This is a genomic window from Pseudomonas sp. TTU2014-080ASC, from assembly GCF_001446935.1.
Classification (GTDB): domain Bacteria; phylum Pseudomonadota; class Gammaproteobacteria; order Pseudomonadales; family Pseudomonadaceae; genus Aquipseudomonas.
The window spans coordinates 275,575-291,359 of the sequence record NZ_LKKK01000011.1 but is presented as its reverse complement, the minus strand read 5'-3'; the positions used below and the strand labels follow the sequence as shown (position 1 = coordinate 291,359).

18 protein-coding genes are annotated in these 15,785 nt (G+C 55.5%); 6 read left to right on the top strand and 12 right to left on the bottom strand.

What is annotated here, in order from left to right; translation table 11 throughout:
• Nucleotide 1 precedes the first annotated feature (1 nt).
• The 5 genes from fliG to putP form a co-directional block, all read right to left on the bottom strand.
• Entirely contained in the window at nt 2-1,018 is a 1,017-nt protein-coding gene (gene fliG / locus AO726_RS11730) for a flagellar motor switch protein FliG (protein ID WP_058068262.1), read from the bottom strand.
• Nucleotides 1,011-2,795 (bottom strand): flagellar basal-body MS-ring/collar protein FliF, encoded by a 1,785-nt coding sequence (gene fliF, locus AO726_RS11725; RefSeq protein ID WP_058068261.1) that lies wholly within the window; start codon nt 2,793-2,795, stop codon nt 1,011-1,013. The genes fliG and fliF overlap by 8 nt, the downstream gene beginning before the upstream one ends.
• 15 nt (nt 2,796-2,810) lie before the next feature.
• The gene (gene fliE / locus AO726_RS11720; RefSeq protein ID WP_058068260.1) at nt 2,811-3,140 is read right to left on the bottom strand and encodes a flagellar hook-basal body complex protein FliE; all 330 of its coding nucleotides are present in this window, start codon (nt 3,138-3,140) and stop codon (nt 2,811-2,813) included.
• Nucleotides 3,141-3,238: 98 nt separating this feature from the next.
• Nucleotides 3,239-3,469 carry a VF530 family protein gene (locus AO726_RS11715; RefSeq protein ID WP_058068259.1) on the bottom strand — a complete coding sequence of 77 codons (231 nt, stop codon included), beginning with the start codon at nt 3,467-3,469 and terminating at the stop codon, nt 3,239-3,241.
• A gap of 204 nt (nt 3,470-3,673) precedes the next feature.
• On the bottom strand, nt 3,674-5,161 hold the full coding sequence (gene putP, locus AO726_RS11710; RefSeq protein ID WP_058068258.1) for a sodium/proline symporter PutP: 1,488 nt from the start codon (nt 5,159-5,161) through the stop codon (nt 3,674-3,676).
• Between the two features lie 584 nt (nt 5,162-5,745).
• On the opposite strand from putP, the gene AO726_RS11705 reads away from it, so the two are divergent.
• Nucleotides 5,746-6,549 (top strand): HDOD domain-containing protein, encoded by an 804-nt coding sequence (locus AO726_RS11705; RefSeq protein ID WP_241492102.1) that lies wholly within the window; start codon nt 5,746-5,748, stop codon nt 6,547-6,549.
• Nucleotides 6,550-6,567: 18 nt separating this feature from the next.
• Here AO726_RS11705 and AO726_RS11700 read toward each other — a convergent pair whose 3' ends face one another.
• Complete coding sequence (locus AO726_RS11700; protein ID WP_058068256.1) at nt 6,568-7,332, bottom strand: helix-turn-helix transcriptional regulator; 765 nt, start codon at nt 7,330-7,332, stop codon at nt 6,568-6,570.
• A gap of 175 nt (nt 7,333-7,507) precedes the next feature.
• Here AO726_RS11700 and AO726_RS11695 point away from each other — a divergent pair, with 175 nt between their 5' ends.
• From AO726_RS11695 to AO726_RS11675, 5 genes are all read left to right on the top strand, one after another.
• Complete coding sequence (locus tag AO726_RS11695) at nt 7,508-7,903, top strand: protease inhibitor I42 family protein (RefSeq protein WP_058068255.1); 396 nt, start codon at nt 7,508-7,510, stop codon at nt 7,901-7,903.
• Between the two features lie 120 nt (nt 7,904-8,023).
• Nucleotides 8,024-8,674, top strand: coding sequence for a lysoplasmalogenase (locus AO726_RS11690; protein WP_058068254.1), 651 nt, complete (start codon nt 8,024-8,026; stop codon nt 8,672-8,674).
• 95 nt (nt 8,675-8,769) lie between these two features.
• On the top strand, nt 8,770-9,513 hold the full coding sequence (gene cmoA, locus AO726_RS11685; protein ID WP_058068253.1) for a carboxy-S-adenosyl-L-methionine synthase CmoA: 744 nt from the start codon (nt 8,770-8,772) through the stop codon (nt 9,511-9,513).
• Nucleotides 9,510-10,478, top strand: a complete 969-nt coding sequence (cmoB, locus tag AO726_RS11680) for a tRNA 5-methoxyuridine(34)/uridine 5-oxyacetic acid(34) synthase CmoB (RefSeq protein ID WP_058068252.1) — start codon at nt 9,510-9,512, stop codon at nt 10,476-10,478. The genes cmoA and cmoB overlap by 4 nt, the downstream gene beginning before the upstream one ends.
• A gap of 139 nt (nt 10,479-10,617) precedes the next feature.
• Nucleotides 10,618-11,394, top strand: a complete 777-nt coding sequence (locus AO726_RS11675) for a substrate-binding periplasmic protein (protein WP_058068251.1) — start codon at nt 10,618-10,620, stop codon at nt 11,392-11,394.
• Between the two features lie 3 nt (nt 11,395-11,397).
• Here the strand turns inward: AO726_RS11675 and pdxJ are convergent, their stop codons facing one another.
• The 6 genes from pdxJ to lepB form a co-directional block, all read right to left on the bottom strand.
• A complete protein-coding gene (gene pdxJ, locus AO726_RS11670; RefSeq protein ID WP_058068250.1) occupies nt 11,398-12,144 on the bottom strand; it encodes a pyridoxine 5'-phosphate synthase in 747 nt (248 codons plus the stop codon).
• Entirely contained in the window at nt 12,137-12,829 is a 693-nt protein-coding gene (gene recO, locus AO726_RS11665; protein ID WP_058068249.1) for a DNA repair protein RecO, read from the bottom strand. Before recO ends, pdxJ begins: the two co-directional genes overlap by 8 nt.
• Before the next feature lie 40 nt (nt 12,830-12,869).
• Nucleotides 12,870-13,772, bottom strand: coding sequence for a GTPase Era (gene era / locus AO726_RS11660; protein WP_058068248.1), 903 nt, complete (start codon nt 13,770-13,772; stop codon nt 12,870-12,872).
• Nucleotides 13,765-14,454, bottom strand: coding sequence for a ribonuclease III (gene rnc, locus AO726_RS11655; protein ID WP_058068247.1), 690 nt, complete (start codon nt 14,452-14,454; stop codon nt 13,765-13,767). Before rnc ends, era begins: the two co-directional genes overlap by 8 nt.
• Nucleotides 14,451-14,828: a DUF4845 domain-containing protein gene (locus tag AO726_RS11650; RefSeq protein ID WP_058068246.1), complete on the bottom strand. Its 378-nt coding sequence runs from the start codon at nt 14,826-14,828 to the stop codon at nt 14,451-14,453. Before AO726_RS11650 ends, rnc begins: the two co-directional genes overlap by 4 nt.
• A gap of 100 nt (nt 14,829-14,928) precedes the next feature.
• A complete protein-coding gene (gene lepB, locus AO726_RS11645) occupies nt 14,929-15,783 on the bottom strand; it encodes a signal peptidase I (RefSeq protein WP_058068245.1) in 855 nt (284 codons plus the stop codon).
• Nucleotides 15,784-15,785: the final 2 nt, after the last annotated feature.

Sequence of the window (15,785 nt, the reverse complement as noted above, 5' to 3'; positions counted from 1 at the left end):
CTTAGACCATTTCCTCGCCGCCCTTGCCGCCCAGCACAATCTCCCCGGCCTCGGCCATACGGCGGGCGATGGTGAGGATCTCTTTCTGCGCCGCTTCCACGTCGCTGACCCGCACCGGCCCTTTGGCGTCCAGGTCGTCACGCAGCAGCTCGGCAGCCCGCTTGGACATGTTCTTGAAAATCTTGTCTTTAACCGCGTCGTCAGCGCCTTTAAGCGACAGCACCAGCACATCGGACGACACTTCACGCAGCAACGCCTGAATACCACGATCGTCGACATCGGCGAGGTTGTCGAAGACAAACATCAGGTCTTCGATCTGGCTGGACAGGTCTTCGTCGATTTCGCGGATGGCGTCCATCAACTGGCCTTCCACCGAGCTGTCGAGGAAGTTCATGATGTCTGCCGCACGCTTCACGCCGCCCAACGCAGCGCGGGAGGTGTTGGAGCTGCCGGAGAACTGCTTCTCGAGAATCTGGTTAAGTTCTTTCAGTGCTGCCGGCTGCACAGTGTTTAGGGACGACACACGCAAGACGATATCCAAGCGCACTTTGTGATCGAAATGACTGAGCACTTCGCCCGCCTGATCCGGGTCCAGATAGGCCACTACAATCGCCTGAATCTGCGGGTGCTCGTAGCGAATAACGTCTGCCACCGCGCGCGGCTCCATCCACTTCAGGCTGTCCAGGCCGCTGGTGTTACCACCCAGGAGAATACGGTCGATCAGGCTGCCAGCTTTGTCTTCGCCCAGCGCCTGGGTCAGCATCTTGCGAATGTAACCGTCTGCACCCACGCCGAGACTGGTCTGATCGCCCACGATTTCGACAAACTCAGCCATCACCTGTTCGACCTGCTCGCGCTGAATGTTGCGCATGCCGGCCATGGCCATACCGACCCGCTGCACTTCTTTCGGACCGAGATGACGCAGTACCTGGGCTGCGTCGGTTTCGCCAAGCGACAGCAGGAGAATCGCTGCTTTGTCGACTTTGCTCATTTTGGTGACGGTTCGATTATCACTCATCGGCGTTAATCCACTCTTTAACTACTTGAGCTACACGGCCTGGGTCTTCAGCCACCAGATGTTTGATGGCATTTAGCTGTGCATCATACCCTTCACTTGGACTCGGCAGCAGAATGCTTTGCGGGCCACCACCGATGCTGACGCGGTCTTCGGCCAGATCAGATGCCAGCGCACCCATCTCACCCAACTCCAGATCACCGTCGCGCAGCTCATCCGCTGGCCTGGCCGGATTAGTGATGTTTTTCAGTACTGGACGTAGCACACCGAACACCAGAATCAGGATAAACGCCACACCCAATACTTGCTTAACGATGTCCCAGAACCAGGGCTGGGTGTAGAACGGAATATCGATGTCTTCTTCCAGGCCCATGTCACTGAACGCGGTGTTGATAACGCTGACGCTATCCCCACGGGTGGCATCAAATCCGACCGAGTCCTGAACCAGGCGAGTGAAACGCGCCAGATCATCGCTGCTCCACGGCGTGCGGGTAACTGCGCCAGTGGCCGGATCGACCTTTACCTGATCGTCCACCACCACCGCGACAGAAAGTCGACGCAGGCGGCCTTGCTGCTGTTTGGTGTAGCTGACAGAGCGATCCAGTTCGTAGTTACGGGTTGCTTGCTCGCGTTTGTCCGCCGGATAGGGTGCCAGCATAGGCTGGCCGGTCGCCGGATCCATAATCTGCTGACCATTGGCATCCAGCAACGGTTGGCCCGCCGCCACCGGCCCAGCAGGGGCGGCTGCGGCAGTAGCTTGCTGAGGCGCAGCACCAGCGGCTGGCGGCTGATTGCTCAGTGCACCTGGCACGCCTTGGGGCGGCAGGCTGCTGGTACGCTGCTCGTTTACCGACTGCTCGCTGCGCAGGGCTGGCTGATCCGGGTTGAAGGATTCCGACGTGGATTCGACAGCGCTGAAATCAACATCCGCAGAAACTTCCGCCTTGTAGCGTCCCGCACCCAATACAGGCTGCAGGATGTTATGCACGCGCTGGGTGAACAGGCTCTCCATGCGGCGGCTGTAATCGAATTGTTTGCCTGCCATGGTCAACTCGGACATTTCCTGAATGTCCGACAGCAGATTACCGCGCTGATCAACCACGGTGACCTGATTTTTGTTCATTTCCGGCACGCTGCTGGCGACCAGATTAACGATGGCCATCACCTGGCTCGGCTCAAGGCTGCGCCCAGAATAAAGCTCCACCAGAACGGAGGCACTTGGCTTGCGCTCATCACGGACAAACACCGAGCTTTTAGGCAGAGCAAGGTGTACTCGAGCCGATTTAACGTTGTTCAGGCTAGAAATGGTGCGGGCCAGTTCACCCTCAAGACCACGGCGATAACGGGTTGCCTCCATGAACTGGCTGGTACCCAGACCTTGTTCCTGATCGAGAATCTCAAAGCCGACACTGGTATCACGCGGGGCTACGCCAGCCGCGGCGAGTCGCATGCGAGCGCGAGCCAGATCATCTGCTTTGACCAGCAGAGCTCCGGAGTTAGGCTCTACGGTGTATTTGATGTCAGATGCGGACAGGGTTTCCATCACCTGCGAGGCATCCATTCCTTCCAAGCTGCCATACAGCGGGCGGTAATCCGGCTGCTGCGACCACAGCACAACGGCAAAACCGATGGCTACACTGGCTGCCAGCCCCACCAATAAGCCGATCTGCCGCAGCATCGACATATCGGCAAGATTTTCCAGAAACGTCAGGCCGAAGAGAGTCTTCTTCGGCTCATCGCCACCGGTCGTGGCAGGTACGTTTGCAGCAGCCTCAGCCATGATTCAGTTCCACCCTTAAACCGGCATTTGCATAATGTCTTGATACGCTTGAACCAGCTTGTTGCGCACTTGGGTCATCGCCTGAAATGAAACGCTGGCTTTCTGCGAGGCAATCATCACGTCAGTCAAATCAACACCGCTGGTGCCCATTTCAAAGGCTGTCGCCAACTTGTTGGAAGCTTGCTGAGTCTCGTGAACTTTGTTCACTGCCTGGCCAAGCATGTCGGAAAAGCTCGGCATACCGGCTTCCGGGGTGCTGGTCACAGGTTTCTGACGCGCCATGGCATCTGCCTGCAACGAACGCATTTCCAACATCAAGCGATTGAATTCAATACCTTGGCTCATCTCTACCTCCACTGGCCGCGATTTTTTTGACGCTTCGCAGCATTTACAGGGGATAGTGCAACAACGATGCCAAAATTATGAAAACGTTCAGATTCGCGCTACGAGCCCAATCCGCCCTGCTTCATTCGTACGTAGAGAGCCTCAACTTTCTCCCGCGCCCAGGGCGTTTTACGCAGAAAGGTCAGGCTCGACTTGATACTCGGATCATTCTTGAAACAGCGGATATCAATACGTTGTGCCAGGCCATCCCAGCCATAGCAAGCCACCAGCTCTGTCAAAAGTGCTTCGAGCGTGACCCCATGTAGCGGGTTATTCGGCGAGTGAGTCATGGCAATCCTGAGTATTCGGCAAAAACCGCGACACCTTAGCCAAGCCAGCGCCTGACTGAAAGCACTGACTGCGATATTTTTCCCGGCAATAAAAAACCGGCCTGACAAAGTTGCCAAGCCGGTCTGACAGGTCGCACGCACACAATTGCGGATTATCCACGCAGCAACCGCACGACCAGACGGTTGCCGCTGTTCAAGCTTGGCTTACGCCGAGCGATATTCCTTCTCCGCCTCATCGAAGCGCTTAAGCATGCTGGCCGAAGGGCCATTGCCGATCTTGCTGAATACAAAGATGGCTACGGTGGCGAAGATGAAGCCCGGAATGATTTCGTACAGCCCCAGATGGCCCAGGTAGTTCTTCCACAGAATAACAGTGACGGCACCGACGATCATGCCCGCCAGAGCGCCGTTACGGGTCATCTGTTTCCAGATCAGGGACAGGATCACCACCGGACCAAACGCTGCACCAAAGCCAGCCCATGCATAGGACACCAAGCCCAGAACACGGTTGTTCGGGTTGGCAGCCAACATGATGGCAATGATTGCAACCAGCATCACCATGCCGCGCCCGACCCAGACCAGCTCTTTCTGCGACGCATGCTTGCGGATGAAGGCTTTGTAGAAGTCTTCAGTCAGTGCACTGGAGCACACCAGCAGTTGACAGCTGAGGGTGCTCATTACCGCAGCCAGAATGGCAGACAGCAGTACACCGGCGACCCATGGGTTGAACAACAGCTTGGCCAGTTCAATGAACACCCGCTCCGGGTTTTCAGTGACCGGACCGGCTACAGACGGGTTGGCCGAGAAGTAGGCAATACCGAAGAAGCCCACCGCTACAGCGCCACCCAGGCACAGAATCATCCAAGTCATGGCAATGCGGCGAGCCGAAGGAATGGACTTAACCGAATCAGCCGCCATGAAGCGCGCCAGAATGTGTGGTTGTCCAAAGTAGCCCAACCCCCAAGCCAACAGAGAAATAACGCCGACAAAGGTTGCACCTTTGAGCATGTCAAAGTTGGTCGCATCCTGCAGTTCGATCGCAGTGAACGTCGGATCGATGCCACCAGTTGCAATCATCACTACAACCGGAGTCAGGATCAGGGCAAAGATCATCAGCGTAGCCTGCACTGTGTCAGTCCAGCTCACCGCCAGGAACCCACCAATGAAGGTGTAGGCGATAGTCGCCACCGCACCTGCCCACAACGCAGTTTGGTAGGACATGCCGAAAGTGCTTTCAAACAGCCGCGCACCGGCCACTACACCGGAAGCACAATAAATGGTGAAGAAGATCAGAATCACCAAAGCCGAGAAGATACGCAGAATACGGCTGGTGTCTTCAAAACGGTGGGTGAAGTAGTCGGGCAGTGTCAGTGCATTGCCGTTGTGCTCGGTCTGAACACGCAGGCGACCCGCTACAAACAGCCAGTTCAGATAAGCGCCGACAATCAAACCAATGGCGATCCAGCTTTCAGATAGACCCGAGAGGTAAATAGCCCCCGGCAGCCCCATCAGCAGCCAACCGCTCATGTCGGATGCACCTGCCGACAAGGCCGTGACGAAACTACCTAAGCTGCGGCCGCCCAGAATATAGTCAGAAAGGTTATTGGTGCGCATATAGGCAAATAAGCCAATCAGCACCATCAACGCGATGTACACCACAAAAGTGACGATCATCGGTGTATTTGCTGTCATTGAGAGCTCCCTCTTGCATTGTTGTTATTCGACGTGGGGAACAGCCCCGCCGCCAACGTAAACGTCCACACCCGATCCAACAGGTGCTGTATTGCTAAAACACAGACTGTGAGCCTGTAGCAATTACGCGGCACTGTCCTTAGCTATATGGGACTCAGCCCTGCCAGACAGGATTATTGAATAACCCTGACTCCATACCGCTACCAGGATGGAAACACCATTTTGCCCCTGATACCGGCAGTAATTCCCTGTATTAGGTGTAGCGTAATAATTGCAAGCCGTAAGGCTAAAAGCCCAGCGTCATGCGTTTTATTGCAAAAACAAGAGACGGAATTTAGTGGCTCAGAGCTACGTTATTCTTGCAAAAATCTCCTGTTTTTTTACAGAAGCCTCCAATCACGCGCCCTAGAGACTAGTAAAAAGTCTTATTCCGGCGAGCGGCACTACTATGACTCTATTGAACCAGAGGCTTTACACCCACTATCCCAAACAGCCTAGACTAATGTGCATATTCACACGAGGGACGTGCATTGCAGGCCGAACAATCGCATTACTCAATATACCGTCAACTGGTCACACAGCTGATGCAGGACCAGGAGCAACTCCCCAGTCTGCCTAACATTACGCTCGAAATTCGTCGAGCCTTAAGTGATGACAGCACGTCTAACTCAACCCTAGTTCGCCTTATCAGCCGTGACCCGGCGCTCAGCGCCTTATTAATGAAGCACGCTTCCAGCCCGTTATACCGCCAGGCTCAACCGCCCAAGTCACTCAATGATGTAATCACCCTGCTAGGCCTGCGTGAAGTGGGCCGCATCACCATGCTGCACAGCGTGAAAAGCCTGTTCACCCTGCACAGCGCTGCCCATAAAAACCTGTTCCTTGAGGCTTGGGAACGCCTAGTCAACAAAGCCAGCTGCAGTGCAATTCTGGCGCGCCTGCTCGGCCGCATCAGTGCCGAGCATGCCCTACTCGCCAGCCTTCTCAGCGAAGTAGGCGCACTGACCATTTTGTCCGGTTTCAAGAGCGCCGATGAAATCCCCTCCCGGGAGCTCTATATCAGCCTGTGCCGTGAGTTCGGCAAATCCCTGGGGGTTATCGTCCTAAAAAAATGGGCGATTGATGAGGAATACATTGAGGTTATCCGCGAGGCCGGTAATTGGCAGTACAGCACCAGTCCACAATTGCAACTGATTGACTTGGTCAACCTAGCCCTTTACCACAACCGACTGGCTCAGGACCCAGGCGCCGACCTCCCGCCTCTGCAGGCGCTCAGTGCCTGGCAAAAGTTGCTGCCGCCGCTGAATGAAATCGATGAAAACGGCAGCCTGGCACTGCTTAATCAGCATCAATACGAGATCGAAGTGCTCGCCCAGACCCTACGCTGAAACCACTCGCGATGCTTATCAATCGGTACTGCGGGCACCATCTCGCAGGCGCTTTGGGGTCAGTCCCAAATAGCGCCGCATCGCAGTTGTCAGGGCACTTTGGCTGGAGAAACCACACTCTTCGGCAATCCGAATCAGCGGCAGGCTACTTTCGCGCAATAACCGGCTGGCACGATTAAGACGCGCACTGAGCAGATATTGATGAGGCGTCATGCCCACACTGTCTTTAAACAACGCATGGAAATGACTCGGACTCAAGCAAGCAATATGGGCCAGCTCTGCCACACTGATGCGCCGGTACAGATGCTTGGCAATGTAGCTGTCGATGTGATCAATATTCAGGCCACTAACCCGGGGTGCGTGCTGCTCACCAAACAGACGCAGATACAGCGCACGCAACAGTAGACTGCCCAGGTCACGGGTGAATACAGGGTCCGAACCATAGCGCTGCAATTCCGCGCCGGCGTAGTTCAACAGGCTCTGAAAATCAGCATCCAGCTGCGGATAGCGTGGCACTTCAAACAGCCTGGACAGTAGCTGAGCGTCATCCGCAAAAACACCCTGCCCGGTCAAATCGATGATGAGCATGCGGTTGTCACCCAGCCCGGCAAACTGATGCCCGGCATCGCCCGGCACCAAGCACGCCTGCATACGACTGACCTCACCGCCTCGACCGTTCACCTCAAAGGCCGCACGCCCAGCCAAAGACATCACCAACTGATGATGATCGTGGGTATGTTCATGGGCCTGCTCATCCAGACGCATCAAACGGGCTGTCAGCATAGAAAGGTGCAACCAAGTGAAACCTTTTGCTTACTGTAACCGTTTCTGTGCAAGGACTACAGATGTGCCGATCAACGACAGAGTGCAACCTGGGCACTAATCGGCCTCTCAGAGCTTACTCAGGAGTGCCAGAACCGATATTCTGTGCACCACTTACAAGAATCAGGAGCCTCCAATGCCTGCTTATCGCCTTATGCTGGCGCTCAGCTGCGCCCTGCTCAGTGCCTGCGCGCAAAAACCCAGCACCGTGACACTGACCCAAAGTCAGCAGAGCAAATGCCCGCTCAACCTGTATGTCGGCCAGCAATTCAACCTGACCCTGCCGAGCAACCCCACTACCGGCTTTCGCTGGAAACTGATCGACCCGGCCGCATCTGTTCTTCAGCCGCTTGGCCCTGAGGTTTATACCAACCCCGAAGACAGCGGACTGGTAGGCAGCGCGGGACTCTCCACCTGGCGCTTTCGCGTAGCCAACGAGGGTAAAGCCGAACTGAAACTGGCCTACTCACAGCCTTGGGAGCCGAACGTTGCCCCCGCACAATCCTTCACCTGCAGCTTGTCGATTCGTTGAGAAGCTGCCCCCCGGAGGTAAGGCTAGACGCAAATTGTCCCTTTGACTGGCATCCTCGGCTTGGCGGGGCAGACGCTTAATAGGCATAGTCAGCGTCTGACAATAATAAGGACGCAGACCATGCGCTATTTGCCTTTGGCTCTCGTAGCCGCAGCCGCTTACCTGTATGCCCAGTACAACGACCTACACAGCCTGAGCTTTATCAGCAAAGGCATACCGGTGATTCTTCTGCTGGTGTGGCTGCGCAAGGCTCCAGCGGGCATTTACCGGCGCTGGATCAGTATCGGCCTACTCTTCTCTCTTGCAGGCGATCTGCTGCTGGACTGGCCGCAAGACTTATTTGTATTCGGATTGGGAGCTTTTTTACTAGGGCATCTAGCCTACCTGCGCGCCTACCTGTCCGACTGCCGCCAACCTGCCTGGCTGGCCCTGATCATCGCCCTCCTGGCCGGTGGCAGCATGTTTGCACTGCTGGTAAGCAGCGGACTGGGCCCATTTCTGATTCCAGTAGCCTGCTACACCTTGGTCATCTGCCTGATGCTATGGCGTGCCTTGGCCCGACTTGGCCAACCCAACATCAGCCGCATGTCAGCTTGGCTGGCAGCCATCGGCGGTTCACTGTTCGTCCTGTCGGACAGCATGATTGGCATCAATCGCTTCGTGCAGCCCTTCGATGCTTCGACCTTGACCATTATTTCCAGCTACTGGCTGGGGCAATGGGGCATCGCCGCCTCGGCATTTGATCGGACCGCAGACTCCGATAGCGCGTAAAACACGCTATTTGCGGCCATTTTTACAATCACGATTGGGCTTGGAGCCGTTGTTGGCTAAAATGGTCGGCTTTCCCGAACCATGCGTAGCCCATCGTGACCAGACAACCCGACCGCCTATTTGCTACCCCCCTGGATCAGGTGCCGGATTTCGTGTTCAACGAGGACGTGGTGCGCGTGTTCCCGGACATGATCAAACGCTCTGTGCCAGGCTACCCGACCATCGTTGAGAATATCGGCGTACTAGCAGGTCAATTTGCTCAGCCGCACAGTGTACTGTACGACCTGGGCAGCTCACTCGGTGCAGTGACACAGGCGCTGCGTCGCCATGTGCAGATTGCCGACTGCAAAGTGATTGCCGTCGATAACTCCAGCGCCATGGTCGAGCGCTGCCGCGAATACCTGCACGCACAGGACTCGATGTTTCAGGAGCTGCTGCCCGTTGAGGTGCTCGAAGCCGACATCCTTAACCTGGACCTCCAGCCCGCCTCACTGATTGCCATGAACTTCACCCTGCAGTTCATCCAGCCGGAACACCGTGCCGAGCTTCTCAGCAAAATCCGCAAGGCGCTGCTTCCCGGCGGCGCGCTGATTCTCTCGGAAAAACTGCGCTTTGAAGATCCCGCCCAGCACGAGCTGTTGACTGATCTGCATATCGCTTTCAAACGCGCCAACGGCTACAGCGAACTGGAAATCGCCCAGAAACGCAGCGCCATCGAGAAAGTCATGTTGCCCGACAGCCTCGAACAACACCGCGAGCGCTTACTCACCGCTGGCTTCAGCCAAGTTGTGCCGTGGTTCCAATGCCTTAATTTTGCCTCCCTGATTGCCCTCCCATGATCAACCGTTTCGACCTCGATGCACTGCAAGCTGAGCTGGCAGGCACGCCCTTGCAAGACTGGGCAGCCGATTTGCCCGCACAGATCGACCAAAAACTAGCTGTCGGCCACGGTGACCTCGCCCGCTGGTATGGCGCGGTGCAGGCATTACCGGCGCTCAGCGTCGAGCAGCTTGAGCTAGTTAACGCCTTTAGCTTCAACGGCCCCTGCGACGACCAAACTCGTAGCGCCTTAAAAAGCGCTCTGCAAGGCCTGATTCCATGGCGTAAAGGTCCGTTTCACTTATTTGACGTGCACGTTGATACCGAGTGGCGTTCAGACTGGAAGTGGCAACGGGTGGCCCCTCACCTCAATCTAAAGAACAAACGCATACTGGATGTGGGCTGCGGCAATGGCTACTACATGTGGCGCATGCTCGGCGCAGGCGCCAGGAGCGTGGTCGGCATTGATCCCAACTGGCTGTTCCTCTGCCAGTTTTTAAGCATGAAGCATTACCTGCCCGATCTTCCGGCCTGGCACCTGCCCCTGGCCTTCGAGGAGTTACCAGGCAAGCTGCAAGGCTTTGACTGCGTGTTTTCGATGGGCGTTCTGTATCACCGGCGCTCGCCAATCGATCACCTCATCGAACTCAAAGACTGCTTGGTCAAAGGTGGCGAGCTGGTCATGGAGACGCTGGTTGTCGAAGGTGATGCCCAACAGGTTCTGGTACCGGAAGACCGCTACGCGCAAATGCGCAACGTATGGTTCCTGCCGTCTGTGCCCGCCCTGGAACTCTGGCTGCGCCGGGCTGGCTATGTAGACGTACGCTGTGTAGACGTCAGCACAACGTCTGTTCAAGAGCAACGTGCAACCGAGTGGATGCGTTTCCAGTCACTACCGGACTTCCTTGACCCGACAGATCACACCCGGACAGTTGAAGGACTACCAGCCCCGACACGAGCCGTGATACTGGCCCGCAAACCATGAGCTAACGCTCATTTTTTGACCTGACAACTTATGCACCCTTGGGATAGCTGACCGGAATCAATCATCCGATAATCCCCCGCCTAGCATAATCCGCAACTCCCCAAGCCGTACCCGCAACGCTCAGTCAGGAAGCCGCTGCATGAAGGCACTACAGCCTGTAGCTCTTATAGCACTCTGGTTATTGGCATCTGCTGTACACGCACTTCAACTCTACACCGAGGAATATGCTCCGCTGAGCTACTCCCACAAAGGTCAGGCGCGGGGCCTGGCCGTGGATGTAGTCAAAGAACTCCTACAGCGACTGGACGTCACAGCCAGCATACAGGTCGTACCCTGGGCTCGTGCTTACCACTCTGCACGGCACACCCCTAATACAGCCGCCTTTGTGACGATGCGAACCGAAGAGCGCAATCCTCTGTTCAAATGGGTCGGCCCAATCACCTTGTCCAATGACAGCTTCTACGCCCTGAAAGAATCGAGAATTCAGGTTAGTAACGCTCGGGAACTGGCCTCTGTAAAAAGCATCGCCGTCCCCAGGGATTGGTTTACCTACCAGGAACTGCACGCGAAGGGCATGCAAAACCTGCTGGGCGTGACCGACCCAAGGCAAATGTTCCAGTTGCTCAGGCTGGGCCGGGTGCCGTTGATCCTGACCGACAATCTCAGCTTCTACGCCAAAGGTGAAGCCGCAGCGCTTGTAGGAAATCTACGCAAAGAGGATGTACGCGTGGTGTACCCCTACAGGTCCGCCTACGGCTATATCAGTTTCTGGAAAGGCACGCCGGATGATGAGATCAAGCGCTGGCAGACAGCGCTTGATGACATGAAGTTGGACGGCAGCTTCAGTCGCATCTATCAGCGCTGGCTGCCCGGTGAAACAGAGCCAGGCCTACGCGACCTCACGCTCTACGACTGACTGTTAACGGCGCTCAGCCGCCGCAACAATCAGCGCCTTCATCTCCGCTACGGCTTGCTTAAAGCCAACAAACAGCGCATGCGCAACAATCGCATGACCAATGTTCAACTCATTAATCCCGGCAATCGCCGCAACCGCTTCAGCATTGTGATAATGCAGGCCATGCCCCGCATTCACGATCAAACCGTGCTCCACCCCCAGCTCAACACCTTGCGCAATCCGAGCCAGCTCCAGCGCTTGATCGTGGGAAGTTAAAGCATCGGCATAACGCCCTGTATGCAGCTCAATAGCTGGCGCCCCAACACGTTTGGCAGCTGCAATCTGACGCTCTTCAGCGTCAATAAACAGCGACACCTCACAACCAATTCGACTCAGACGCTCAACAGCAGCACGGATGCGCTCCTCTTGCCCAGCCACATCCAACCCACCTTCAGTGGTCAACTCCTGGCGGGTTTCGGGCACCAGACAGATATGCTCTGGGCGAATCTGCTCGGCGAAATCCAGCATGAAATCCGTAACGCCCATCTCAAAGTTCATGCGCGTCTGCATGACCTCTTTGAGCACGCGCACATCGCGCTCCTGAATATGCCTACGGTCTTCACGCAAATGAATGGTAATACCGTCAGCTCCCGCTTCCTCGGCATCCAGCGCTGCCTTGACCGGATCAGGGTAACGCGTACCACGGGCCTGACGCAGAGTCGCCACGTGATCAATGTTAACCCCCAGAAGAATACGATTTGCATCAGTCACGACTTGGCTCCTTGAGCGTCATGAAAAGTTCGCGGCTAACCAGAGGTTTGCCGCCCAGATGAGGTGCTAACGCCTGACGCATCAAGCGCTTAGCTGCTGCCAGCGCACCCACTGCGCTCCAGTCAGCCTCGGCCATGGCCAGCAAGTCAGCACCTTGAAAAACGCCGGGCTGCAGCTGCCCCACAGGCACCAGCCCAGTTTCATTGTCCAGACGATAGATACCGGCAGGCACAACAGGTGCACCTTCGCTGTCAGTATCGAGGGCAAAACCATAGCCCAGCTCATCCAGCAAACGCCATTCGAATGCTCGGAGCAAGGGCTCCAGCGGCCGCCCCTGAGCCAGAGCCGCCACCGTCAGCGCATAGGTCTCAAACAGAACCGGATGCGGGTCTTCAGCTGGCAGCAGGCGAATCAACAGCTCGTTGAGGTAGATGCCACTGAACAGTGCCTCACCGGAGAGCAGGTTGGGAATGCCGGCAGACTCAAGGCGCGAAACACTTTTCAGCTCGCTGTGCCCACGAAACTCTGCCTCAAGCGGGATAAACGGGCGGGCCAGACTGCCCTTCTTGCCTCTGGCCGCCCGCAAGACGGCTCTTAAGCGCCCCTGAGGCGTCAGGAAGTCAACCAGCGCGCTGCTCTCCCGGTAAGCCCGGGAATGCAGAACATAAGCAGGTTGACCCAGCATAAGGCGTTCTCGGCAAAGCAGCGTTCAAAGCCGCAATGGATCAGATATTGTCAAAGCCCAACGAACGCAGCGCGCGCTCATCATCAGACCAGCCACCTTTGACCTTAACCCACAAGTTAAGCATGACCTTGGTATCGAACATCGACTCCATGTCTTTGCGGGCTTCCTGGCCGATACGCTTAATGCGCTCGCCCTTGTCACCAATGATGATTTTCTTCTGACCCTCACGCTCAACCAGAATCAGAGCATGAATGTGCAGAATGCGCCCTTCGCGCTTAAACTCCTCAATCTCAACAGTGATCTGGTAAGGCAGTTCCGCCCCCAACTGTCGCATGATCTTTTCGCGCACCAGTTCAGCAGCAAAGAAACGTCCTGAACGGTCAGTGATCTGATCTTCAGGGAAAAAATGAATCCCTTCTGGCAGACGCTCGCCAACCAGCTTTTCCAGCGTATCCAGGTTGTGCCCTTGCTGAGCCGAAACCGGCACAATTTCAGCGTTGGGCAACTGCTCGGCCAGCCACTTCAGATGCGGAATCAGCTCAGCCTTGTCATCCAGCCGATCAGTTTTGTTGATCGCCAGAATCACCGGTCCCTGCACGTACTGCACGCGCTCAAGGACCATTTGGTCTTCATCAGTCCAGCGAGTGCGGTCCACCACAAACACCACCACATCGACATCTTTTAGAGCCGAGGCAGCGTTCTTGTTCATGTAGCGGTTAAGCGCTTTATCGTTGTTCTTGTGCAGGCCAGGCGTGTCCACGTAAATCGCCTGCACTTCACCTTCGGTTTTAATACCGAGCATATTGTGTCGCGTGGTCTGCGGCTTGCGGGACGTGATTGCCAGCTTCTGTCCGAGAATGTGGTTGAGCAACGTCGACTTGCCCACGTTTGGCCGGCCGACGATGGCGACATAGCCACAGCGTGTAACAGGTGTATCAGTCATTGCCATTCTCCACACCCAGAGCAATCAGCGCTGCCGCTGCGGCGACTTGTTCGGCAATCCGCCGACTGCCGCCCTGCCCTGTAGTTTTCTCATTCAATAAAGTAACCAGACACTCAACAACGAATGTACGGCAGTGCGGCTCACCCTGAATATCTACCACCTCGTATCGGGGCAGTTCACAACCACGGGATTGCAGGAACTCCTGCAGACGGGTTTTTGGGTCCTTGTTGGTGTCCACCAATGTCAGACCTTCCAGTTCGCCTTCCAGCCAAGCCAGAATCCGTTCGCGGGCGGCCTCCATACCTGCATCTAGGTAGATTGCACCGATCAACGCTTCCAGAGCATCTGCAAGGATAGACTCCCGGCGAAAACCACCACTCTTAAGTTCGCCGGAGCCCAGGCGCAGATAGTCGCCCAAATCAAAACCGCGAGCCAGAATGGCCAGGGTTTCCCCTTTTACCAGACGCGCGCGTAGCCGGGACAGCTGGCCCTCTCGAGCCATCGGGAAACGCTGAAACAGCACTTCACCCGCCACAAAATTCAAAATTGCATCACCGAGAAACTCCAGGCGCTCATTGTTGCGCCCAGCGAAGCTGCGATGGGTCAAGGCCAGCACCATCAGGTCCTGGTCCTTAAAGGTATAGCCAAGCCGACGCTCAAGTCGGCCTAAAGAAACACTCACGGCATCCCCACACGAAATTCTTTATCAAAGCTCACAACCAGACTGATGTTCTCAATCAGCGACTCGCGCTTCTCATACTTAAGGTTAACCAAGAACTGATTGTTCTCGATTTTGATCTTCACAACATCCTGCGCATTCAGGTCACGGATATTGTTTACCTGCATACCTTTAGTGATATGAGCGTAGAACTCACCGACCGTCCTGATTTCCAGGGCCTTATCGGTATCAGGGGCTGTGATGATTTTTTCCATCGACATATAGTCGAAGTAATGCGGCAGAACTTTGAACACTGCACTGGCCATAAAGGCCAAAAAGCCCAACACCACCAGCCAGCTAATAAAAGACATGCCCCGTTGCGTATGTGCAGACTTCATAGTGCCCCCACCTTTAGATTTATTGAGTGCCTTGATGGCTTAGACAGGTATTTGCGCAATAAAAGATGCTGCCGAAGCAGCATCTTGTTCAACCCAAAGGTTAGTGAATCAAACCTACCCGGGAGAAGTTAGGCAAGTTACTGGACTTAGGATCCGGCCAACTCATCCAGATGGCAAAAGCCTTACCGACAATATTCTGGTCAGGCACCATGCCATGCAGCGGAGCTGGAATGTTGGGATCATTCCAGTAGCGGCTATCGTTAGAGTTGTCACGGTTATCCCCCATCATGAAGTAATAACCCTGCGGTACAACCCACTCACGACCCGGCTCAATGCGGTAGCGTTTCATTTCCTTACGGATTTCATGCTCCACCTCGCCCAGCTTTTCCTTAAACAGCACAGCACTGCCCAGACTGCCCGGCTCGTCGCCAATTAGCGTTTCAGCAACCAATTGCCCGTTAACAGTCAGGCGCTTGTCGCTGCTGTAGGCAATGCGGTCGCCTGCCAGCCCCACCACTCGCTTGATGTAATTGATATTTGGATCACTCGGGTAGCGGAACACCATCACATCACCCCGCTGAGGGTCGCCGACCTCAATCACCTTGGTATCCACCACTGGCAGACGAATCCCATATGCAAACTTGTTGACGAGGATAAAGTCACCGACCTCAAGCGTTGGCTTCATGGAACCGGACGGAATCTGAAACGGCTCAACCAGAAATGAGCGCAGAACCAGAACAATGGCCAGCACAGGAAAAAATGATTTCCCGTACTCAACCAGCAAAGGCTCCTTGTTCAGACGCTGCAATACCTGATCATCCGGTTCAGTCACCTGACCGTTATAGGCCGCAATAGCGGCTCGGCGGCGCGGTGCCAGAAAAACCAGATCAAACAGTGCCAGAGCACCACATACGGCGACAGCGATAACCAGCAACAGCGGGAAATTGAATGACATAG

Bases quoted from the DNA above. Each gene is read 5' to 3' on its own strand.
- fliG (WP_058068262.1), bottom strand. From the start codon at position 1,018: ATGAGTGATAATCGAACCGTCACCAAAATGAGCAAAGTCGACAAAGCA.
- fliF (WP_058068261.1), bottom strand. From the start codon at position 2,795: ATGGCTGAGGCTGCTGCAAACGTACCTGCCACGACCGGTGGCGATGAG.
- fliE (WP_058068260.1), bottom strand. From the start codon at position 3,140: ATGAGCCAAGGTATTGAATTCAATCGCTTGATGTTGGAAATGCGTTCG.
- AO726_RS11715 (WP_058068259.1), bottom strand. From the start codon at position 3,469: ATGACTCACTCGCCGAATAACCCGCTACATGGGGTCACGCTCGAAGCA.
- putP (WP_058068258.1), bottom strand. From the start codon at position 5,161: ATGACAGCAAATACACCGATGATCGTCACTTTTGTGGTGTACATCGCG.
- AO726_RS11705 (WP_241492102.1), top strand. From the start codon at position 5,746: ATGCAGGACCAGGAGCAACTCCCCAGTCTGCCTAACATTACGCTCGAA.
- AO726_RS11700 (WP_058068256.1), bottom strand. From the start codon at position 7,332: ATGCTGACAGCCCGTTTGATGCGTCTGGATGAGCAGGCCCATGAACAT.
- AO726_RS11695 (WP_058068255.1), top strand. From the start codon at position 7,508: ATGCCTGCTTATCGCCTTATGCTGGCGCTCAGCTGCGCCCTGCTCAGT.
- AO726_RS11690 (WP_058068254.1), top strand. From the start codon at position 8,024: ATGCGCTATTTGCCTTTGGCTCTCGTAGCCGCAGCCGCTTACCTGTAT.
- cmoB (WP_058068252.1), top strand. From the start codon at position 9,510: ATGATCAACCGTTTCGACCTCGATGCACTGCAAGCTGAGCTGGCAGGC.
- AO726_RS11675 (WP_058068251.1), top strand. From the start codon at position 10,618: ATGAAGGCACTACAGCCTGTAGCTCTTATAGCACTCTGGTTATTGGCA.
- recO (WP_058068249.1), bottom strand. From the start codon at position 12,829: ATGCTGGGTCAACCTGCTTATGTTCTGCATTCCCGGGCTTACCGGGAG.
- era (WP_058068248.1), bottom strand. From the start codon at position 13,772: ATGACTGATACACCTGTTACACGCTGTGGCTATGTCGCCATCGTCGGC.
- AO726_RS11650 (WP_058068246.1), bottom strand. From the start codon at position 14,828: ATGAAGTCTGCACATACGCAACGGGGCATGTCTTTTATTAGCTGGCTG.
- lepB (WP_058068245.1), bottom strand. From the start codon at position 15,783: ATGTCATTCAATTTCCCGCTGTTGCTGGTTATCGCTGTCGCCGTATGT.